The sequence below is a fragment of the Psychrobacter sp. CAM01 genome, assembly GCF_032842965.1.
In the GTDB taxonomy this organism is placed as follows: domain Bacteria; phylum Pseudomonadota; class Gammaproteobacteria; order Pseudomonadales; family Moraxellaceae; genus Psychrobacter; species Psychrobacter celer.
The window spans coordinates 538,285-559,512 of record NZ_JAWJBL010000008.1 but is presented as its reverse complement, the minus strand read 5'-3'; the positions used below and the strand labels follow the sequence as shown (position 1 = coordinate 559,512).

Sequence of the window (21,228 nt, the reverse complement as noted above, 5' to 3'; positions counted from 1 at the left end):
GATAACTACTGCGGCAACTGCCAGTCAATGGGTGTACGGCCATGCTGCCGGAGATAATCATTGGTCTTCGAAAACGGCTTGGTGCCAAAAAATCCACCACGGTTTGCCGCCAGCGGCGATGGATGGACAGCGGTTAAAATCAAATGTTTATCAGCATGGATGTATTTACCTTTTTTCTGGGCTTTACTACCCCACAAAATAAACACCGTATGCTCTGTTTGTTCGTTGACCACATCGATCACTGCATCGGTAAATTGCTCCCAGCCTTGATTTTGATGACTGTTTGGTTCACCTTCTCGCACAGTCAACGCACTGTTTAGCAGTAATACACCTTGCTGCGCCCAATAGGTCAAGTCCCCATGCGCTGACGGCTGAACACCGATATCATCGGCCATCTCTTTTAGCAAGTTGTTGAGTGACGGCGGTTTTGGAATGGCTTTGGGTACCGAAAACGACAATCCCATGGCCTGACCTGGGCGATGATAAGGATCTTGCCCTAAGATGACCACTTTAACGCGAGATAATGGCGTGAGATTAAAGGCATTAAACATCAGTGGCGCTGGTGGATAGATGCTATCTGACGACTGATAAGCTTTCTTTAAAAAAGTCCGTAGCTTGTCCATATTCTCAGAAGTCAGCTCATCTGCCAAGGCCATCTTCCAGTCTTCTGGCAAACGTACTTTGTCTAAGATGGCTTTTTTTTGTGCGGCTGTTTTTGGTGATTTTGCATCGAGAGATTCCATACTGTGTCCTTTTTTAGTTGTTATATAGGGCGTGTCTTCAATTCAATCGATAGTTGTCTAAATGGGTTCACTATCTATAAAAGTTGGCTGACTACTACCTACAAGACCTTCACTTTTATTAAAATCAATCAGTACAAATAAAAATGAGATAATGAATTATAACAATAAAAAAACGGCTACCGCACAAACATGGTAACCGTCCTTATTATATTAGTAGCAAAACCTTAGCTGGCTAATGACTCAGAGTCTGGGTGTGGCTCGTGCGTCTCCACCACCGTCAGTACGATACGACTGTCTGCTGAGCCTTTCTTGGCGCTCTGATCTTTTTCTAATGCGACAGCGTTTTCATCTGTTTCATCTTGTGCCTCAGGTGCCAAAGTCAGATGTACGACCCCGCCATTGACCAAGTCACCAAACAAAATCATACTCGCAAGCGGCTTTTTGATTTCATCCTGTATCAAGCGCTGCATCGGACGCGCCCCCATTAGACGATCATAGCCTTTGTCCGCCAGATAGTCACGTACATCATCGTCGATTTCTAATGTCACTTGTTTGTCATCGAGCTGTACTTGTAGCTCAACCAAGAACTTATCGACCACTGATACCACGACCGACGTATCTAATGGGTTGAACTGAATAATCGCATCCAAACGGTTACGGAATTCAGGAGTAAAGACCCGTTTTAACGCCTCAGTATTGTCACGGCTATGATCTTGCTGGGTAAAGCCCATGGACGAGCGGCTGATACTCTCTGCACCGACGTTGGTCGTCATGATGATAATCACCTGCTTAAAGACAGCAACGCGGCCATTATTATCCGTCAACGTACCATGGTCCATCACCTGCAATAGCAAGTTAAAGACATCTGGGTGGGCTTTTTCAATCTCATCTAGTAGCAGCACGCAATGCGGATGCTGATTGATTTTTTCGGTCAGCAAACCGCCTTGATCATAACCAACATAGCCAGGAGGCGCGCCAATCAAACGTGATGCGGTGTGCGCTTCCATGTATTCTGACATGTCAAAACGTACCAGCTCCACGCCGAGCAGGTTGGCCAACTGACGCGATACCTCTGTCTTACCTACCCCTGTTGGGCCGGCAAACATAAACGAGCCAATCGGCTTGTCTGGCGCTTTGAGCCCAGCTCGCGACAGCTTGATGGCATCTGCCAAAGTCGTGATGGCTTCATCCTGACCAAACACCAAATGCTTGAGGTCACGGTCCAAGTGCTCCAAGATACTCTTATCATCACTGGACACCGATTTGGGCGGAATGCGGGCAAGCTTAGCAATGATGGCTTCGATATCTGCCACATCGATTTTCATCGGGGCTTTTTTCACCTTAGTGGCTTGAGAGTCCTCATGAGACTTCTCGTTGGCGTGGGCTTGATCATCGGCTTTGGCAGCCTTTGCCTCTGCTTGCATTTCGCCGCTATAGTCTGTCTCAGCATCGTCCGTTGCTGCAACTGGTGTATCAAAATCCGGCTCTAAATCAGCGATAAAGCTTTCTTCTGCTGCCACATCATCAGCATCAGGGACGACACCCAAACGCTTATAGGCACCTGCCTCATCGATGACATCTATCGCCTTGTCTGGCAAAAAACGCTCATGGATGTGCTTGGCTGACAATTGAACTGCTGTGACCAATGCTTCATCACTATACTCAACATTGTGAAACTCTTCGTAACGCGGTTTGAGCCCGCGCAAAATATCGATAGTATCGTCAACACTTGGCTCTTTTACGTCGATTTTTTGGAAACGACGAGAAAGAGCATGATCCTTTTCAAACACTTGGCGATACTCGGTAAAGGTGGTCGAGCCGATACAGCGCAGCTCGCCGTTGGCAAGGGCCGGCTTGATCAGGTTTGAGACATCCATATTGCTACTCATCGATGACCCTGCACCGATAATCATATGAATCTCATCAATAAACAAAATCGCATTGGGCTTTTTCTTTAGTGCATCAAGCAAGGATTTCATGCGCTTCTCAAAATCACCGCGATACTTGGTGCCAGCGATGAGCGCGCCGATATCCAGACTATAAATCACGCAGCCATTCAGTGGCTTTGGCGCTTTTTCGTTGATGATAAGCCACGCCAAACCTTCAGCGATAGAGGTCTTACCTACGCCTGGCTCGCCCACCAATAGCGGGTTATTTTTGCGGCGACGGCATAGCACTTGTGCCGCTCGCTCAATCTCAGACGCGCGGCCAATAAGCGGATCGGTCTTACCTTCCGCGGCGCGCTGGTTTAGATTGGTAGCGAACTCGACTAGCGGATCTTTGCTGGTTTTTTCTGAGGCACCGCGGCGCTCACCTGTCATCGATGCACGCGGCTCTGATGGCTCATCTTTATCTTGACCATGTGAGAGATACTGCGTCAGCTCAAGACGGCTGATGCCTTGTTTTTTGAGCAAATATACTGCATAGGTGTCGTGCTCTGAAAACATCGACACAAGAATATCCGAGCCTTCTACCAGACGACCGCCGCCGATAGACTGTACGTGAAAGATAGCACGCTGCAAGATGCGATCAAAGCTTTGGGTTGGCTGCGGGGATTGCTCGGTATCAGCATCCACCGTCGGCGTGTGCTTATTAATATAAGCCTCAAGCTCGGTGCGTAGCGCTGAAATATTGGCATTACAAGCCGTTAGGGTATTGGCAGCATGGGTGTTTTCTAGTAGCGCCAACAATAGATGCTCAACAGTGAGATACTCATGCGATTTTTGGCGCGCAAGCGTCATTGCTAAACGCAAAGAAACTTCAAGATGACGACTTAACATAAGGACTTCCTACGGTTGTACCTATCTTTATAATTGATAGCTTTATGAATGAGTTAGTAAGTAAATCAGGGCGATAGATGGATTGTTCAAGGGCAATGGCGGCATAATTGCTTGATATCAATCAATAATGCTGACCATAACCTCCCTGTTTTGGATACCCTTACCGATAAAAAGAGTCATCTATCGACGATTAAGCCTGCGCCGAGCAGTCGAGTACAAGGCATTATGACTCATATTCGCTTTTCTTTATCTCAACACGATATTTACCCATAGTCAATCTATTAACATCGACTAAAATGTATCGAAGCATATTGCGTCAAGACAGCAAGATAGATAAACAGACAGGCGGAATGGAAAACAAACAACAAAGAGGCAGAGACACAGAAGTAAGGTGAAGAATGGGAACGTGATAGTGAATTCATTATAAAAACAGTACAGCGAGAGAAAACATCGCTTTATTATCTCACTGCTTTATTTTTTCACTGTTTCATTGAGCGACTTGTATGGTGATGGGGAAATGACTGATAAACACCATCAACAACCATACTTATTCATTTCAGGCTTCCGTAAAAATGTGGGCATCAGACGTCGCTATTATCCTTCCCCTTGATGTGGTTCGATTTGGGTCAATAACGGATACCCTTCGCGGTGAGCCAGACTGTTGACTTTTTTGGCCTTAGTTTCAGCGATATCTTTTGGGTAGATGCCCGCGATACCTTTACTACTATTATGAATAGTCAGCATAATTTCCACAGCAGCATCCATACTATGACGAAACTCCGACTGCAGGACATACACTACAAACTCCATCGGTGTGTAGTTGTCGTTGTACATGACCACCGCATACATCGGCGGCTTGGCGATTTCTGGCTCAGCCACCAGTACGTCTGCTTGCGGTGAGGTTTCCTCTTCTGTATCACCATCTTGGGCACGGTGGGCGGGTAGGTTTGGAAAGTGCCAATCGCATACCGTTGGCGCATCTTGTAGTGTCGTTTGTTTTATCATAATCAAAGTATAATTATAAGGTAAGTTTGAAGTAATAGGAGTGATAAAGGTGGTAACTAGCAGGCAGACTATTATCGTCTGTTATTGATGTCGATCTGAACAGACAGATGGCCGCTAGTCTGTCGTACTCTTTGTCTCAATCGGGCTTTCATCCACCTCAGGCAGATCCAACAAAGACAGCGGCATATTGTCCACTCTGTCGCCCAGCTTCCAGTCATACAGCTGTTCTACTTGCTGATCGCCTGCTTGCAAGCTGAGCTTGACTTGTAGAGGTTTAAAGCCTGATGGCATCATAAAACGACCGCGAATACGTACGATACCTTCTATCATATGGTTTGCCGGCTCAAGTGGCACTTCGACCAGCTCGTCATCATTGAACAAAGTCAAGGTCGGTTGTAAAAGCTTGGCTGAGCCATCCGCACTGAGCATACCAATATCAAACCCATACTCAAAAGCATTCTCAGGTAGCGGCTCAATCTTGGCTCCCAGTATCTTTAGTGGCATGCCGCCTTTTTCAGTGAGCGCCTCTGCATACACCTCATTTAGCTGCATCAGTTGGCGGTTTTCTACTGTCAGAGTTTTCTGATTTTCACGCAGTTCATGTAAGTTTGCCAAGCTAATTGCCAGCTCTTGCTTGGCAGTGGCGGCTTGATTGTTCGCAATCTTATTACTTAGACGCAAATCCTCCAGCTCTTTACTGGCCTCTTTACTATTAATGATCGCTTGTTTGGCTTCGTTTTGCATCGAGTGAGCACCGCGCTGATAACCAAGCTTGTGACCAAACATCAGCCCCACCATCGCGGTGACCAGAATCACCACCACAAACAAAGCCAATACCAACGACGAAGCGCCTTGCTGCGTGCGCCCCATATTACTCGCTGCGCTGTTTTTAAAAGACTGCTTCCTTTGTACCATATCGCATGGAGCAAAGGCTTGGCATGGTACACATGCTGGCTGCGGGCTAAGGCGTAGTGCGATCTGAATACGCATTTAGACAGTATCTCTTAATAGTAAGGGCAAGTTAGTATAGCGGAATTTATAATCAATACCTAGCACCATAAATGTGAATGACAAGTTGAGAAAAAAGCGAACAAAACAACACCTTAAGGGACAATAGGTGCAAAATTCAATCCCAATGACTCCTCAAGCCCAAACATGACATTCATATTTTGTACCGCTTGCCCTGCTGCTCCTTTTACGAGGTTGTCCTGTACCACGATCACTGTCAGTTCAGCGCGCTCGTTGTCTTGATGTATCGCTATACGCAGACGGTTACTGGCGCGGACACTGCGGGTATCTGGATAATTGCCTTTGGGCATGATATCGATAAATGGCTCGCTTGCATAAGCATTCTCGAATGCCTGCTGCCAGTCAATAGCCGTCCCAGCCTCTGTCATCTCCATATGAATGGAGCTGAGCATACCGCGTATCATCGGCACCAAATGGGGTAAAAAACGAATGCGATGCGTAAACTGACTGCCTAGTAACTGCGCCACACCCTGCTCGATCTCAGGCAGATGACGATGCCCCTCAACGCCGTAAGCCTTAAAGTTGTCTGTTGTTTCGGCATAATTGAGCGCAAGTTTTGCCTGACGTCCAGCGCCCGAGACACCAGATTTTGCATCGATAACGATACGCGGCTCGATCAGTCTATCTGCTTGGGTGTTTTGTTTTTCGATAATAGGCTTGAGACCTAAAATCGCCGTGGTAGGATAGCAACCAGGGTTGCCCACGACCAGCGCCTCGGCAAGCTTGGCACGATTGACCTCAGGTAAGCCATAAACAGCCGTTTTTAGCAGTTCAGGGCAAGCATGCGACTGCTGATACCAGTGCTCAAAATCCGTCAAGGACTGCAAACGAAAATCAGCAGCCAAATCGATGACCTTAACGCCCACTTGCGTGAGCGCCTCGGCCTGCTTCATCGCCACTCCATGAGGGGTCGCAAAAAACACCACATCGCACTTTTGTAACGCCCCAAGTGTATCTTCACCCAAATCACTAAAAACGATGTCTGATATACCGCGTAAGCTTGGAAATATCTCATCAGCGCGCGTACCCGCCTCGCTACGTGACGTTAGCAAATCAAGAGACACGTTGGGGTGGGCAGACAATAAGCGAATAAGCTCAATACCTGTATAGCCTGTACCGCCGACAATAGCTGCTGAAATCATAAGATATCCTTTTTTACTTGTTTTTTTACTTGAGTAACATCATGCCTAAAAATAAAGTAACCAGAAAACAAACGCAAGTGCCGCCCTACTCTCATCAAGCTCGCGGACAGTACCAGTCGCGGGATTCGACTGACGATCAGTATTTACTCTCACATCAAAGTATGGCTCATGCGCTATAACTAAAGTTTATAGTCATGGACCGCATCAATAAACACCTTGGCATTGTCAGGGTTGACCCACTGCGTGATACCGTGACCTAAGTTTGCCACGTAGCCTGTTTTTTCACCATCTGCGTAGGCTCTATCGAGCATCGCCGTTACTTCTGCGCGGATGGTCGCAGGCGAGCCGTACAAGGTTGCTGGATCTAAGTTGCCTTGTAGTGCTTTGCTGCTCTGTAGTTTTTTGTGCTGCTTGGTCAATTGACGCTGGCTCTCATTGAGCACTTGGCGCGCGCGATCTAGCGGCATGGTCCAGTCCAGCCCGAGTGCGTCCGCCTGACTGTCTGCTTGCACATCTAGCCACAGACCACCGCCTTTGGTAAATAGAACCACTGGGATCTGCGGGTGACGAACCTTTAGCTCAGCAACGATACGCTTATTATAGGCATGAGAGAAGTCAACGAACTGACGATGACCAAGCGCACCGCCCCAGCTATCAAATATCTGTAAAATCTGAGCACCAGCGACCACTTGAGCATCCAAATAATCCACCACTGCGCTAGCTAACTTATCCAATAACTGATGCAAAAACTCAGGATTGCTATACAAAAAACCTTTGGTATAACGATAGTCCTTTGAGCTGCCGCCTTCGATCATATAAGTGGCTAGTGTCCAAGGGCTACCAGAAAACCCAAATAAGGGTACTTGGCCATTTAGCGCCTGACGAATACTGGTCACCGCACGCATGACATAATCAAGCGAGTCATTCATATCCAGCACTGGCAGTCTATCAAGGTCTGCCTGCTGACGAATCGGGTACTTGAACTTTGGGCCTTCGCCTGTCTCGAAGTACAAACCCAAACCCATCGCATCAGGAATGGTCAAAATATCGCTAAATAAAATCGCCGCATCTAAATCATAACGACGCAGTGGCTGTAAGGTGACCTCGGTGGCACGCGCAGTGTCTTTACACAAGCTCATAAAATCGCCAGCCTCTGCCCGCGTGGCTTTATATTCTGGTAAATAACGGCCAGCTTGACGCATCATCCAAACAGGGGTGGTATCAACGGGCTCAAAGCGTAAGGCACGTAGCAATCTATCGTTTTTTAACGGCGCAAACGTTTGCTGAGCCGAATGATTATTGTCTGAAGCACTCATGTACAAATCTCCAAAACCGCACAGTATTTATATCTCTTTGCATACTGTACTGGATAAATAAAGTGAATAAAAAATGATAAACGCTGATAACGTATAGATGGCGGCATATAAATACTAAAAACCGTCTCATGAGTTGATAGGAGCGCCCAAAGCTTAAGCTTAAATGCCATTTATTATTAGGGCGTGTCCTCAATCAAATATCTATCGCTAGATATTCATTGATAAAAGTAAGGACACACCTTCGTCATTGAAAATAGCGATCAGACCGCTAAATAGGATCAGACGGTCAGTGCTAGGTTGTCTCGGTGCACCATGACCACGCGCTCTTCATGATTGCCAAGTATCTTATCAAACTCCTCAGTTCGCTCACGAGCCACACGGCACGCATCACGAGATGAAAAGTTGACTTGGCCGACCGCGATACGCTCGCCTGTGTCTTGGTGCACCACTTCTACCACATCGCCTTCATCAAAATCGCCGCGTACCTCTACCACCCCAACAGGCAATAAGCTCTTATGATGCTCGACCACTGCCTTGGCCGCTCCAGCATCGACGATCAGGGTGCCTGACATGCGTAGATGGGCGGCCAGCCACTGTTTGCGGGCGATGATTTTATCTTCATCATTGGTGGTCAATAGCGTACCCACCGCCTCGCCTGAGACCACTCGAGTGATGACATCATCGATCGCACCACTGACAATCACCGTCGGACAGCCGCCCATAGCAGCAAGGCGACCGGCGCGGATCTTAGTCAGCATACCGCCGCGCCCAAGCTTGCCGCCATCACCTGCGATATCAAACAAATAATCTGCCATCGCGCGCTCTTGGCGAATCATCTTGGCATTGGGGTTGTCACGCGGGTTGTCTGTAAAGACGCCTTCTTGGTCTGTGAGGATAATATACAAATCCGCATTGACCATCGCCGCTGCCATCGCGCCCAATGTGTCATTGTCACCAAACTTAATCTCGTCGATAGTGATGGTATCATTTTCATTGATGACCGGCAGGACGCGCCAGTCCAACAATTGGGTCAAGGCACCAGTGGTATTTAGGTAACGACTACGGTTGGACAAATCATCGTGCGTCAGCAAAAGCTGTGAGCTTTGGATACCGTGTTGAATCAAAGCCGACCACCAGGTCTCAATCAAACCCATCTGACCAATGGATGCACACGCTTGCAAGGCAGCAAGCTTCCGTGGGCGCTCCTCAAGGTTCATACGTACCACACCTTCGGCAACTGCACCAGAGGACACCAGCAGCACTTCCACGCCTTGCTTATGCAGCTTTGCAATTTGCTTGGCCCATTCGTAAATGGCAGTTCGATCCAGCCCTCGGCCGTTATTGGTTAATAACGATGAGCCAATCTTGACAATAACGCGCTGAATATCAAAGTTGCGAGTTTGCTTAATAAACCTTGCTTCTTCGGTCGTATTTGCTATGTCATCTGCCATATAAACTCCTGTGTCTTGTGTCAATTGATTACGGGGGTTGCTCTAAACATTTAAGTATATCAGCTTAAGCGTCATAGCTTAAGGCACATAAACCACCTCAACGCCATCTTCGTCGTCATCTAAACGATCGTCGTTGTTATCTATGCCTTCACGCGCAGCTCGGCGAGCGGCTCTATATGCTTCGCGCTGGGCTTCGGTATTTAGGCGGACTTCTTCTTCCAAACGCGCAAAACGCTCTTTTTGTGCTTCAGCAAAGATAGGGTCTTCTATCTCGCGCTCGCGCTCACGCTCAATATCGTTCATCAGGTGGTATTTGACCGCGTCCACCCCTTCTCCAGTCAAGGTAGAGGTGCGAAAGACCATACCTGTCCAGCCAAGCTCGGCCACGATATGCGTACACAGCTCGTTTAAGTCTTCCTCAGCGACCTGATCGATTTTGTTGAGTACCAAAATCTGCGGGAGGTTGGCCAGCTCAGGAGAAAAACGCTCAAGCTCATTTAAGATCACGCGGGCATTTTCTACCGGATCACTACCATCGACGGGCTTAACATCGACTAAGTGTAGCAGACGACGCGTACGGGCCACGTGCTTTAAAAAGCGAATACCCAGCCCAGCCCCTTCGGATGCGCCTTCAATCAAGCCTGGGATATCTGCCATGACAAACGAGCGATGGCGACCGATATCGACGACGCCTAAGTTTGGCACCAACGTGGTAAAGGGATAATCCGCTACTTTTGGTTTGGCAGCCGAAACCTGACGGATAAAGGTGGATTTACCCGCATTGGGCAAACCGACCAATCCCACATCAGCGACGACTTTTAGCTCAAACTTAAGTACTTTTAACTCGCCCTCAAAACCTGAAGTCGCCTTGCGCGGTGCTTGGTTGGTCGAGCTTTTAAAATGGGTATTGCCCAGACCACCATCGCCGCCCTTAGCAACCAATAGCGTCTGACCAATTTCGACCAAATCTCCTAATACTTCATCAGTCTCGGTATCGACCACCGTCGTACCGATCGGCACAGGCAGATAAATATCCTCTGAGCCTTTGCCTGAACAGTTTTTACTTTGTCCATTTTCACCGCGTTTTGCATCATAGCGGCGCGTATAGCGATAGTCCACTAGGGTGTTGGTGTTGTCATCAGCAATGACATAGACATCACCGCCGCTACCACCATCACCGCCATCAGGGCCACCACGTGGGACATATTTTTCTCGGCGAAAACTGGCGATTCCGTTACCACCGTCACCTGCTTTTACCGTTACGACGGCTTCATCAATAAATCGCATCTTACGTTCCTTAATTTACAATCCAGTCTATAACTGGCTACAACCAGCGGCTGTATTTTAGGTTTTTGCTAGGGGGTGTTGTCATGACGACTGCCAAAGTCCTATTGTTGGCGCTTAGCACTGAGTAGTTGGCACTTAGCGCTTAAAACTTAGCATTTAGTAGTTAGCACTTCGCCTTCATGATGACAATAACACCCGATAACCAATCGGACTATCGGGTGCTTTATATTATATTTGAGTTTGCAGCGCTTAGCTTACGTTTTATGCAGGAATTTGCGTATAGCTAATGCCTGCCATCTGGGTAGCCAAACGCAAGACCTGAGTACTATAGCCTACTTCGTTGTCATACCAGATATATACGATAGCATGATTATCAGTCAAAATAGTTGCTTGCGCATCGACGATACCAACATGAGTGGTCCCAACAAAGTCGGTCGACACCGCTTCAGTCGAGTCTGTATAAGCGATTTGCGACTGCCAAGTGTGACTATTGGCAATTTTGCGCATAAACGCATTTAACGCATCAGCACTCTCTGGGGCGGTTTTTAGATTTAAGTTCAAAATCGCCAGACTAACGTTGGGGGTCGGAACGCGAATGGCGTTGCCAGTTAGCTTACCACTGAGCTCCGGTAACGCTTTACCGACTGCTTTTGCAGCGCCTGTGCTGGTGATGACCATGTTCAATACTGCACTACGGCCACGGCGGTCTGATTTGTGATAGTTATCAATTAGGTTTTGATCATTGGTAAATGAATGAATGGTCTCGACGTGACCGTTTTCGATACCGTACTCATCGTTTAGTACTTTTAGCGTTGGGGTAATAGCGTTGGTAGTACAGCTGGCTGCACTAACGATAGTATCATCGCCGACTGTGTCATTGTTGACACCATACACGACGTTTTTGATATCGCCGCCTGCTGGCGCAGTTAGGAGTACTTTTTTAACACCAGTAGATTGTAAGTGTTTACCAAGGCCATCTTCGTCTTTCCAGATACCCGTGTTGTCGATCACCAACGCATCAGCGATGCCATAAGCGGTATAATCGATGGCGCTTGGGTCATTGGCATAAATCACTTGTACAAAGCGGCCGTTGATGATCAGGCCGTTGTTGTCTTCATCGACCGTCACGCCGCCAGCAAAACTGCCATGAATAGAGTCGCGCTCTAACAACGACGCACGCTTGGCCAGATCGCCTGCTTTTGCAGGACGTACGACGATGGCTTTTAACTGCAAGCCTTTGGCACTAGATGCTTGTGATAACAATAGGCGAGTTAAGATACGACCGATACGGCCAAAACCGTATAGTACCACGTCAGTGGCGCTATTCATCGCCCCTTGCTCATGGTTGACGGCTTGCAGAGCAGCCTGTACATCAGTGTCAGAAGCAATTAGCTGGCCGACATCGATACGAGCGGCTTGAAGGTCTTTATTTTCTGCCAAAGTTTTTACCATGGCCAAGGTGTCAGCGACCTGGATGGTCTTTGCGCCTTGCTCACGCAGTGCTACTTTTTGATGCAGTGCCAATATTTGACCCACTGAGCTGGTATCTAGCGTTTCACCGAACAAAGTCACTTGTACGTCTTGCTCATTATAAAGCTTATTTAGCAGCCCCATTAGCTCAATGGCTTGTTGCTCTTGGGTGTTGTAATTGCTCAAGTGGTCTTGATGTAATTGGCGTAAGGTATCAGCGTTGCTCACGAGAAACATCCTTATGGTCAGTAATGTATGAACAGTAAAGTGTGAAGAAAAATAAATAGATGGGCAGTATAAGCTCTAAGCGTTGACACTTATGGAGTCATCTAGACTCTGGATTTTGGTTATTTGCATTAGAGTATGTAGAGCGCCTAGATTTTAGCCTAAAACGCCCTATTTTGCCAGTCATTAACCACGCGAACGGTATTATGGGACCAAGTTTACCGTTTGCTTGGACTGCGGTGTCAGCTTAAATTCTTTTAAATCGTAGCCTTGTTGCTGGGCAATTTGACGATATTTGGCGTACGTTTCTTGAGCAATATCGGGTGAGCGTGCCAACAACCAAAGATAGTCTTTGTCAGGCGTCCCTACCAAGGCAGTTTTGTAATCATCATCACGTGCCAGCACCCAATAGTCGGCACGGCCCACTGGCAGCCAGCGTATCCACGATGGCAAAAACGTGACCTTGAGTTTACTACCAGTGGCATCGGCAGGTTTGGCCAAACCGTCAGCAACGATCTCTGCGCCGTCACTATCCAAGCACTTGTTGGTGACGATAACGCCCGAGCCGTCAGTCTTTTGCGTATAGCTGGCCGTCACATCGCCTGCACAGTTACGTTGAAAATACATCGGCAAACGACCTATCTCATACCACGTCCCCGCGTATTTGTTTAGATCTACACTATCGACTGTGGTCGGCGTGGTCGCAGATTTATGGATGATATCATTTGGCTGCACAGCTAGTGTCTCTGTCATTTCAGCGCTGCTGGTTTTTGCCGCGGTGGTTGTCTCAGGCGATGCAGCATAAGCAGAAAACGCCGCCAGAGGTATGATGATCGCTAACGCTATGCCTGTGTGCTTGATCAATCCATTCATAAATACGCGCTCCGGTATTTCGCTGTATGAGTCTGTATAAGACGTAGAGCCATAGGATGTCTGCCCATCGGCTGTTGATGAGCTAGGCTTTGATGACGCGCCTACTTTATTAGACTTGTCGTAGGCATTGAGGGTACCTTGCTGCGCGGTATTGTCCGCAGGCGTTTGTCCATACCCCGCTGAGTACTTTGATGTCGTGTGCGTATGTTTTGGCAGCGAGGTTGCTTGGATGTCGTCCATCATGGCAGAGTCTTTTATTTTGGCAGGTTTTTTGCTCATCTTTTTATAACCAAAATAACTGTCTTGTAAAGACACCTGAGTGGGCGCTGGCTGTGAATTCCTGCTGCTCACTATCTCATCTACCAGACCATCACGATAGCTGGCATCATTGCTGGCAGCATGACTGACATTGTCTGTTTGCTGCGCGCTGTTTTTGGTCAATTCACTGTGTAAATAGCTGTTACTAAATGAGCTGCTCTGCTGAGATTGAGAACCAGCTTCCTGTGAATCAGACCAAGCTGATTTAGGTAACTTGTTGGTTTTCATAGATATACCGTATTTATTATGTCTGTTAAATGTGCTTGATACACTGTCAATCTTATACATTATAGATAACACCTAATGGGTGTAACCGTGATCTTACCCTGAGCTTATAAAGGCGTCGTTCTCTATCGCCCGGCTTTCTATGTATGATTAAACTAAATGCCTGAAAATTTAGGTAAGCATCAACGCGCCTTTTTGTTAAATACTATTTACTAAATACTGTGTCCGCCATACTGCTTTTATAATAAGGTATCGTTAGATAAGCGATAAACAGTCAGCTGCCTAGACGCGCTTTAATCGGTATTTATCGGTATTTAATTGACTTTGTTAGACGGTATATATTAAGACCAGCTACCCCACAAAAACAGTGTCGCAATGTAGGGAAACGCAACGGTTTGTAAGTAAATATGTGTTTATGATGCAATATAAATACATGTTTACCAAGCAGATAAATACGCTAAAAAATCAGTGGCTTAGCCAACTTAATATTTATTGTGTTTTTGCTTTTCTGGGCCTATAAAAACTGACGAATACCCGCTACACTGACGCCGCCGTATTGCTTGGCCTTATCGATCATTGACGGCGACAATCCACCCAAACCAATGACGGGCATGTCAGCCAGTTTGGTCAGTGCGGACCATGCCTGCCAGCCAAGTGGCGCAGTATCAGGATGCGTTTGGGTAGATAGGACGGGCGATACAAAAATACCGATGACGGGCGGCAGTTGCTGATCGATGCGCATGCGTGCCAGCTGATTGGCGGCGGCGATGCTTTCGGCATCATGACAGCTGACAATAAGTGGCTGCCCTGCGGGTATTGAGTCGGCAGCGACCGTCTGATCACATTGGCTATGTTGCCAGTGCAGCAGCTCCGTGTGAGTCAGATGGTATGCGCTGATGGACGGATGTGTCATTAGCGCCTGAGAGGTGAGCGTATCCCTAATCTCAGCGCTACTAAGGCTACCATCAGTTAATGGCAAAATAACCTGAATATCTGGTCGCTGCTGCATGAGCTGGGTAATTGTTCGGTCAGCGCGTGACACACTTGCGTCTTTGAGCCGTACATACACCCATGCGCTGGGCAAAAGGTGCTGCTGGTGGTAGGCCAGCCATGCTGCCGCTGGATCGGTGTGGCCGCCAAAATGCGCTAAGGGGTAAGTGATGGCGATGGCAGGTGGCAGCTGCAGCCACTGTAAAACCGTACGATTGGCCGCTGGCAATGGGTACTCACCTGCCAGTAACGCTCGCTTATCCACCCACTTGAGTGCCTGCCCCTCTAGACCATACTCAGCCAGTTTATGCTGCTCGTATTGCTCTGCTGTCAGCTCAATTTGATATACCTGCAAGCTGACCTGCTTATCACCATAGTCATGATGGATACGGCCAAGCTTGACCATCAGGTTGTCAGCGACGTCGATGCCTGTCTCTTCGGCGACTTCTCGTATTAACGCCCGCTCGGCGCTCTCCTCTGCTTCGACCTTGCCACCGACAAACTCATAAAGATTGCCCTGATGCTGCGCGGCATGACGAAACCCAAGGAGATAGCAATTTTTATAATAAATGACCGCCACGGCAACATTGACAACGTTGGTGCTGGCTCTGGCTTTGGTGCTGGCAGGCATGTGGGCAGTGTTGGTAATGAGCGAAGGGTGGTTTGAGTGGGTCATGAGTGTCCTTGAGGGCATTAATAGCTACTTGAAAATAGTAATAATAGTAGTAATGGATGATATTGATGACGAAATACTGACTGCGATCTGACTGCCTTTAGTGGTACGCTGATTTTAGCAAACTGCTGGTTTTCGATATTCGGCGAGCGCAAAAAAGTGATTGATGGCAAGGGGTTTATATAAGTTTACATAATAACTGCATTTTATTTTATCAATTGGCTTGCAAAATCATTAAATCTAAATGATAATTATTATCGTTAAAGGTGGCAGTTCTATTGCTACTTATTGTTTTATCACTTTATCAAAAGGAATTTATTATGAGCATGGTCATCTCTCGTTACTTAAACTGTCGTGAAAATCGTCTGCCTACTTTGCAGTCGCAGCACCTATTTGCCTTAACCAAAGAGGTCCGTATCGAACATGAAGGCGAAGAGTATCGCCTGCGCCTAACTCGTAATAACCGTTTGATTTTGACCAAATAAATGGGTATCTGTCTGTTATCAGACATCCCTGATAATAAAAAACGCCTTCATTCAAAGGCGTTTTTTATTGGAGCGTGCCCCCATTTTAAAAATAGGGATAGCAATGAGATAGATTGCAGCCAAATAAGGAAAATTTATACCAGTCGCGACTCTCAATCTATAACTGTTTTATGTTCAATTAACCATATCCATTTTAGAACTGCCAGCTATATACCACATCCACCGCGTTTTCTGCAGCTGAGGTGGCCTCGACGTAGATGCGCCGTGTCAGCTGATAACGAATAGACAAGCTGTTTTGGGCATTAAACACCCCCACGCCATAGCGAATATACAGATCCGGCGTCACATAACCTGTGACATTGACATTGGTGTCTTCACTACTGCCTGAGGCATCTACGGTCAGACTTTGCAAACCAAACACCTGACCTATCTGGTTGGTCAGGCTGCGCGTGCCGCTAAGGCCAAAGCTCAAGCCGGCCGCCGCTAAGTTGTTGGTGACCTGCGACTTAAAGCCTTGCTCACTGATTTGGGTGGCGCTCTTGTTATTGATTCGACCGGTGACCAGAGCATTCATCGCTTGCTGCTGGGTGAGTCCTGCATTATTAAAGACGATGATATTTGGGTTTTCTGTATTACCCTTAACCCGTAAGCCCACCGTCTTACCACTGATGGTTTTGACCGCCTCGATACTAAGGTTGGGCTTCATCACATCGCCATTAAAGCGTACTTGCCCATAGTTTAGCTCCAGACTTTGACCAAACGCGTTGATATTGGTACGACGTGATACCTGCACCACCCCTTTTGCGCGCATGATACCAGTGCCAGTTTGATTGATATTAATCGCCCCAGCCAGAGGAATGACCGCGCCAAAGCCGCGGAAGTTGATATCGTCACCCAAGTCGACACCGATATCGGCATTGATCGACCAAGGCTTGGAGACTGCTAATACCTCATCGATATTGCCAATCAAGCGGCGGTCGAGAACGACGGCATCTTCTGTCTGAGTGATGATATCTTCGCTGGCCTCTGGCGGACGGATGGTCGCTGACGGCACGCTCACTGCCCCTTTGATATCGATATAGCGATCGCCTGGGCGCACGATGATATCGATGTCAGGGTTGATTTCAGCGACGAGCAAAGGCGGCTGGGTGATAACCAAGCGCTCACCGACGACACTGAGCTTGGCTTGCAGTTTTTGCTGCCAATTCACCGTGCCTGTCAAAGTACCTGTGCCCGAACCACTATTAAAGGTACCATCGATGGTCGCCTGAGTGCCGCGGATTTTGGCCTCAGTATTGACATTGGTCAGATTGACGGGCAAATCAAGCATGGCAATACGGCCATCTGCCAGTTTGACATCGCCATAAAACTGCGGTTTATCCAATGTACCGCCCAGACCACCTGCCATCGTGACATTGCCCTCCAACACTCGCATGCCGGGGAAAAACGGCTTAAATATCGCTAAATTCAGCTCATTGAGTACCAGCGCGCCAGAGATTGGCTTGGGGGTCTTATAGGGGTCTACAACCACCTCAGCATAGCCACGGGCGCCGCGCCCTGTATTGATATCTGTGCGTAGCTTGATACCTTCAGGCACCGACAACGCAATCAGGGACACGCGTTTGTACGGTAACGTCACTGGCGCACTATCACCATCCTGAATCAAGCCGATTTTGCCATTGTCCGAGTATAGCGTGGTATTGATGGTCGGTGGACGACCGCGCTGCCAGCCAACGATAGCCTTACCATTTATCTTGCCATGCCAGTCAATATCTTTGGGCAAAAATACTGAAAACAGCGTGGTATCGAGGTTTTGTAAGGCGATATTGACTTCGCCTTTATCTGGTGAGGCAATTAAGTTGTCGCGTAGGCACAGCTTGCCACTTTGGTCAGACGCTTGCCAGCAGTGTGCGGCCAGCTGTACTTTAAAGTCGTTGCGACTGCCGTTTTGCTCATGAGGCAAGTTGACAATCAGCTGAGCAGGCTGCAGCTGGTTTAGGGTAGCGTATTTAGACTTTATACGCCCTTTACCGATGACCCCTGACCAGACAAGCTTGTCACGATTAAAGCCGCCTTTGAGTCTAGCACCAATATCGAGCTGCTCATTAGCCACATCCAGATCGACCACATGAGCTTGCTCGGTGCCATTAAAGGACGCTTTGACACTTTTAAAGCTTTGCCCTGCCGCATCCAGACCTTCTGCCGTCACGATAAGCTGGCTTGGACTGTTTGCTAAATTGACAAGCTTGCCGCGCACGCGGCCTTGACGCAGGATAAATCCTGGCAGCGCGATGCGCTCACCGACCAAATCGATATAAATAGTGGGCAGTGCCTGTCCTGCTGGCTGCGATAAGGTTGCGCCGCCTGTGACTTTACCCGCAAATTTGTCTGATAGCTGATCAAGGCTTGTGATATTGATTTTGGTTTGTAGCTGCTGGGCGTTGCCATCAGCAGTGACGTAGTTGTCGCCCCAGCGTAGCACCAAATTATCGGCATTTAAGCTATCGATTAGCGCATTGACTTGTTTATACTGCGCTTGCGCATCCTGCGTTTGTAAGCGCTTAAAGTAGCTTGCTATATCTTTTGGCAACCGCATTTTCGCCGTCAAGCTGCCTTTGGCACTGAGCGGCTGGCCTTTTAGTCGACCACTTAGATCGACCTGTCTGATATTGACGGTTTGCTGATTGTCGCCCCAGCGGCCATCCGTATCGATCGTGCCAGTGATGAGGCTTGGCGTATCTTTTAGGAAGTATCCGATATTAAAACGATCCATGACCGCCTTGATATCCCACGCGATGCCTTGACGTACATCAACCGTACCTGTCGCATCGATACTACCCGCAGCGCCTATATGACGCAGACGCTTGATACGAATCAACTGAGCATCGCCGCTGGCATCTATCGTCAGCTGACCCGCTGGCAGCTGCTCGGCGTCTAACACGCCATCGAAGTTTATAGCAAAACGCTGCAACTTTCCTGAGGCGTTGGGGGTGTTTTTGGCGGCCGTTTGCCACACACCGCTGGTGGTCAAGTCGCCTGTGATAATCGCTGGATTATTAGGTAAAAAATATCCCACGTTAAACTTGTCAAACCGACCATCTACTGTCCAGCCGATATGGTTACGCAGGTCGACGACGCCCTCGGCATTGACCGCCCCTGCTTCACCGTTATAGGTTACGTTTCGAATGCTGATGAGTTTTGGCGTGCCCGCTGCGTCAATTGAGAGGCGACCTTTTGGTACATCAGCGGTATCGACATGACCATCAAAACGAGCGTCAAATACCGACAGCTCACCTCCGACGATATCGACACTGGCATCGCCTGTGCCTGTCAGCCCAATAAGACGGCCGTCTTGTGTGGCATCAAGCGCTGCTTGTAAGTCAGTATTGTTTAGGGTGACGATATGACGCTGGCCGCGCGCGCCGCCCTTGTTGATATTGAGCAAACGACCACGCACGCTAATACTGCCAGTCAGGCGCTCTAGCGGCAAGTCGCTACGATACGCTTTTGGTCGCAAGCCATTGGTACGTGCATCTATCTGCCATGTCAGCGGACGGTTTTTGCGCGCCAATTGGATCTGGCCGGTACCAGACAAGTCGCCCACCACGCCATTATAGTTAAGACGATTGATATCAATGACGTCGCCGACTTTACGCACGCGTACATCATAGTTGCCTTTAGGGGCAGCGTTTAGCTCATTGATGGTGGCATTGGCATCGACCGACAGGCGCGAGCCGCGAATGATGACGTCTGCTTGCCCACGTGGGCTGTCGATATTGCCGATGCTTGGTACATCACGGCGGATGAGGTTTTGCCAATTGGCATCGATATACCAAGGCGCGGCTTGTGTGGATTTGGCCGATGCTTTGCCACGAGCGATATTGGCGTTGACGTGCTCGCCATCACGCTGGCGCAAATCAGCATCTATCTGTAGATTACCATTACTGTCTTGCTGCTGATAATGGACTGACAGTCTGCCATTTAGTTTTTGCGGTGCATATGCTTTAAAGTCGGCGTAGTCATCTGGAATGGCGCGGCGAATATCAAAGTTACTGCCAGTGGCGCGCACTTTGGCATCAAAGCTGTCTTGCCAGTCCAAGATGCCTTGTAATACAAGATTACCCGCGGGTACTTGAGCATCTAAGCGATCGACGCGCAGCTGACTATTGGCAATGATACCGCGGCCTTGATAATGTCCTGATGGGATGTCTTTGGCAGTCAGCTCGGTATTGATGCGCAGACGTATCTCGGAGATGACCCCTGTGGCTGTCGCTGTACCGCTTTGTAGGCGGATGTTTTGGCTCTCAGCATACGGAATCAAAATATCATCCCATTGCAGCTTTGCCTGAAATGGCGAGCCGTCATCTAAACCTTGAGCGACAAAACTACCGCTGACATCGCTGTCGTTATAGCGGCTACGCACTTTACCAACGGTGCGTTTTAGCGTACCTGTGGCCGTGACATCGAGCGGATCGATATAGGCTTTTTCTAGCGCGCTGACCTCTACGATAGCGCTCAAATCTAGCGGGTAATCACCCTGCAGCTCAATCTCACCTTGCAATGCGCTGACGTTGACGATATCAGCATACTGCAAGTCGCCGCGACCTACGGTGACTTGCGTACCAACCCATGTCAAATCACGGGCGGCGATATCATGCACCACGATAGGCTCTTTGGTCACTTGTTTATAAATGATGTTTTTTATTTTAGCCTGATCAAAACGCAGGTTCACTGGTAGTTGCAGGGTTTTATAGTCAAATGGCTCGTCCGTTGGCGGCTGGTTGTTGATGATCTCGATGGTATGAATGTCTGCATCGCGCAAATGCACTTCTTTGGCAAACACCGCACGCCAGCCTATTTTGACATACGCCTTATCGACCAATACCTCAAGGTCGTCAGTCGCGTTGATATCGATATCGCTAACCCAAATACCATCGCGCAAATTGCCACGGCCATATTTAAAATCAATGCCTGTCTCAGCGCTGACTTTTTCTAAAATAAACTTCGTGCCCGACTCGGTACCCGCAGCATAAAAAAACGCCACCAACATAATCGCCAAGACGATGGTGATGAGTACCAGCAGTTTGAGCAAAAAAGACAGCGGATACCAACGCCTGACAGCACGAGCATCGCGCTGTGCTGGGTCTTCATCTGGTGCGTTATTGGGCGGGGTGTTTTTTGTCAGCATGACACTCAACTACGTTAAAAAATGATGA

The 21,228-nt window shown here is 48.2% G+C and carries 13 protein-coding genes; 1 reads left to right on the top strand and 12 read right to left on the bottom strand.

Annotated elements, in window-relative coordinates:
* Positions 1-5: 5 nt before the first annotated feature.
* The 11 genes from R0I52_RS05980 to R0I52_RS05930 form a co-directional block, all read right to left on the bottom strand.
* On the bottom strand, positions 6-743 hold the full coding sequence (locus R0I52_RS05980; RefSeq protein ID WP_317053568.1) for a uracil-DNA glycosylase: 738 nt from the start codon (positions 741-743) through the stop codon (positions 6-8).
* Positions 744-967: 224 nt separating this feature from the next.
* The gene (clpA, locus tag R0I52_RS05975; RefSeq protein WP_317053567.1) at positions 968-3,523 is read right to left on the bottom strand and encodes an ATP-dependent Clp protease ATP-binding subunit ClpA; all 2,556 of its coding nucleotides are present in this window, start codon (positions 3,521-3,523) and stop codon (positions 968-970) included.
* Positions 3,524-4,117: 594 nt separating this feature from the next.
* Positions 4,118-4,528 (bottom strand): ATP-dependent Clp protease adaptor ClpS, encoded by a 411-nt coding sequence (locus R0I52_RS05970; RefSeq protein ID WP_207968905.1) that lies wholly within the window; start codon positions 4,526-4,528, stop codon positions 4,118-4,120.
* Between the two features lie 114 nt (positions 4,529-4,642).
* Positions 4,643-5,518 carry a hypothetical protein gene (locus R0I52_RS05965; RefSeq protein WP_317053566.1) on the bottom strand — a complete coding sequence of 292 codons (876 nt, stop codon included), beginning with the start codon at positions 5,516-5,518 and terminating at the stop codon, positions 4,643-4,645.
* Between the two features lie 113 nt (positions 5,519-5,631).
* Positions 5,632-6,699 carry an N-acetyl-gamma-glutamyl-phosphate reductase gene (gene argC / locus R0I52_RS05960; RefSeq protein ID WP_317053565.1) on the bottom strand — a complete coding sequence of 356 codons (1,068 nt, stop codon included), beginning with the start codon at positions 6,697-6,699 and terminating at the stop codon, positions 5,632-5,634.
* A gap of 179 nt (positions 6,700-6,878) precedes the next feature.
* Positions 6,879-8,015: a uroporphyrinogen decarboxylase gene (gene hemE, locus R0I52_RS05955; protein ID WP_317053564.1), complete on the bottom strand. Its 1,137-nt coding sequence runs from the start codon at positions 8,013-8,015 to the stop codon at positions 6,879-6,881.
* Positions 8,016-8,293: 278 nt separating this feature from the next.
* On the bottom strand, positions 8,294-9,466 hold the full coding sequence (gene proB, locus R0I52_RS05950) for a glutamate 5-kinase (RefSeq protein ID WP_075100693.1): 1,173 nt from the start codon (positions 9,464-9,466) through the stop codon (positions 8,294-8,296).
* Positions 9,467-9,544: 78 nt separating this feature from the next.
* Positions 9,545-10,753: an Obg family GTPase CgtA gene (gene cgtA, locus R0I52_RS05945; RefSeq protein WP_075100692.1), complete on the bottom strand. Its 1,209-nt coding sequence runs from the start codon at positions 10,751-10,753 to the stop codon at positions 9,545-9,547.
* A 261-nt stretch (positions 10,754-11,014) separates the two neighbouring features.
* Complete coding sequence (locus R0I52_RS05940; RefSeq protein WP_317053563.1) at positions 11,015-12,460, bottom strand: glyceraldehyde-3-phosphate dehydrogenase; 1,446 nt, start codon at positions 12,458-12,460, stop codon at positions 11,015-11,017.
* 192 nt (positions 12,461-12,652) lie between these two features.
* The gene (locus R0I52_RS05935) at positions 12,653-13,867 is read right to left on the bottom strand and encodes a lipocalin family protein (protein ID WP_317053562.1); all 1,215 of its coding nucleotides are present in this window, start codon (positions 13,865-13,867) and stop codon (positions 12,653-12,655) included.
* A 511-nt stretch (positions 13,868-14,378) separates the two neighbouring features.
* Positions 14,379-15,530, bottom strand: coding sequence for an NUDIX domain-containing protein (locus R0I52_RS05930; protein ID WP_317053561.1), 1,152 nt, complete (start codon positions 15,528-15,530; stop codon positions 14,379-14,381).
* A gap of 323 nt (positions 15,531-15,853) precedes the next feature.
* On the opposite strand from R0I52_RS05930, the gene hemP reads away from it, so the two are divergent.
* A complete protein-coding gene (gene hemP, locus R0I52_RS05925) occupies positions 15,854-16,012 on the top strand; it encodes a hemin uptake protein HemP (RefSeq protein WP_227672156.1) in 159 nt (52 codons plus the stop codon).
* 193 nt (positions 16,013-16,205) lie between these two features.
* Here the strand turns inward: hemP and R0I52_RS05920 are convergent, their stop codons facing one another.
* On the bottom strand, positions 16,206-21,200 hold the full coding sequence (locus R0I52_RS05920) for a translocation/assembly module TamB domain-containing protein (RefSeq protein ID WP_317053560.1): 4,995 nt from the start codon (positions 21,198-21,200) through the stop codon (positions 16,206-16,208).
* Positions 21,201-21,228: the final 28 nt, after the last annotated feature.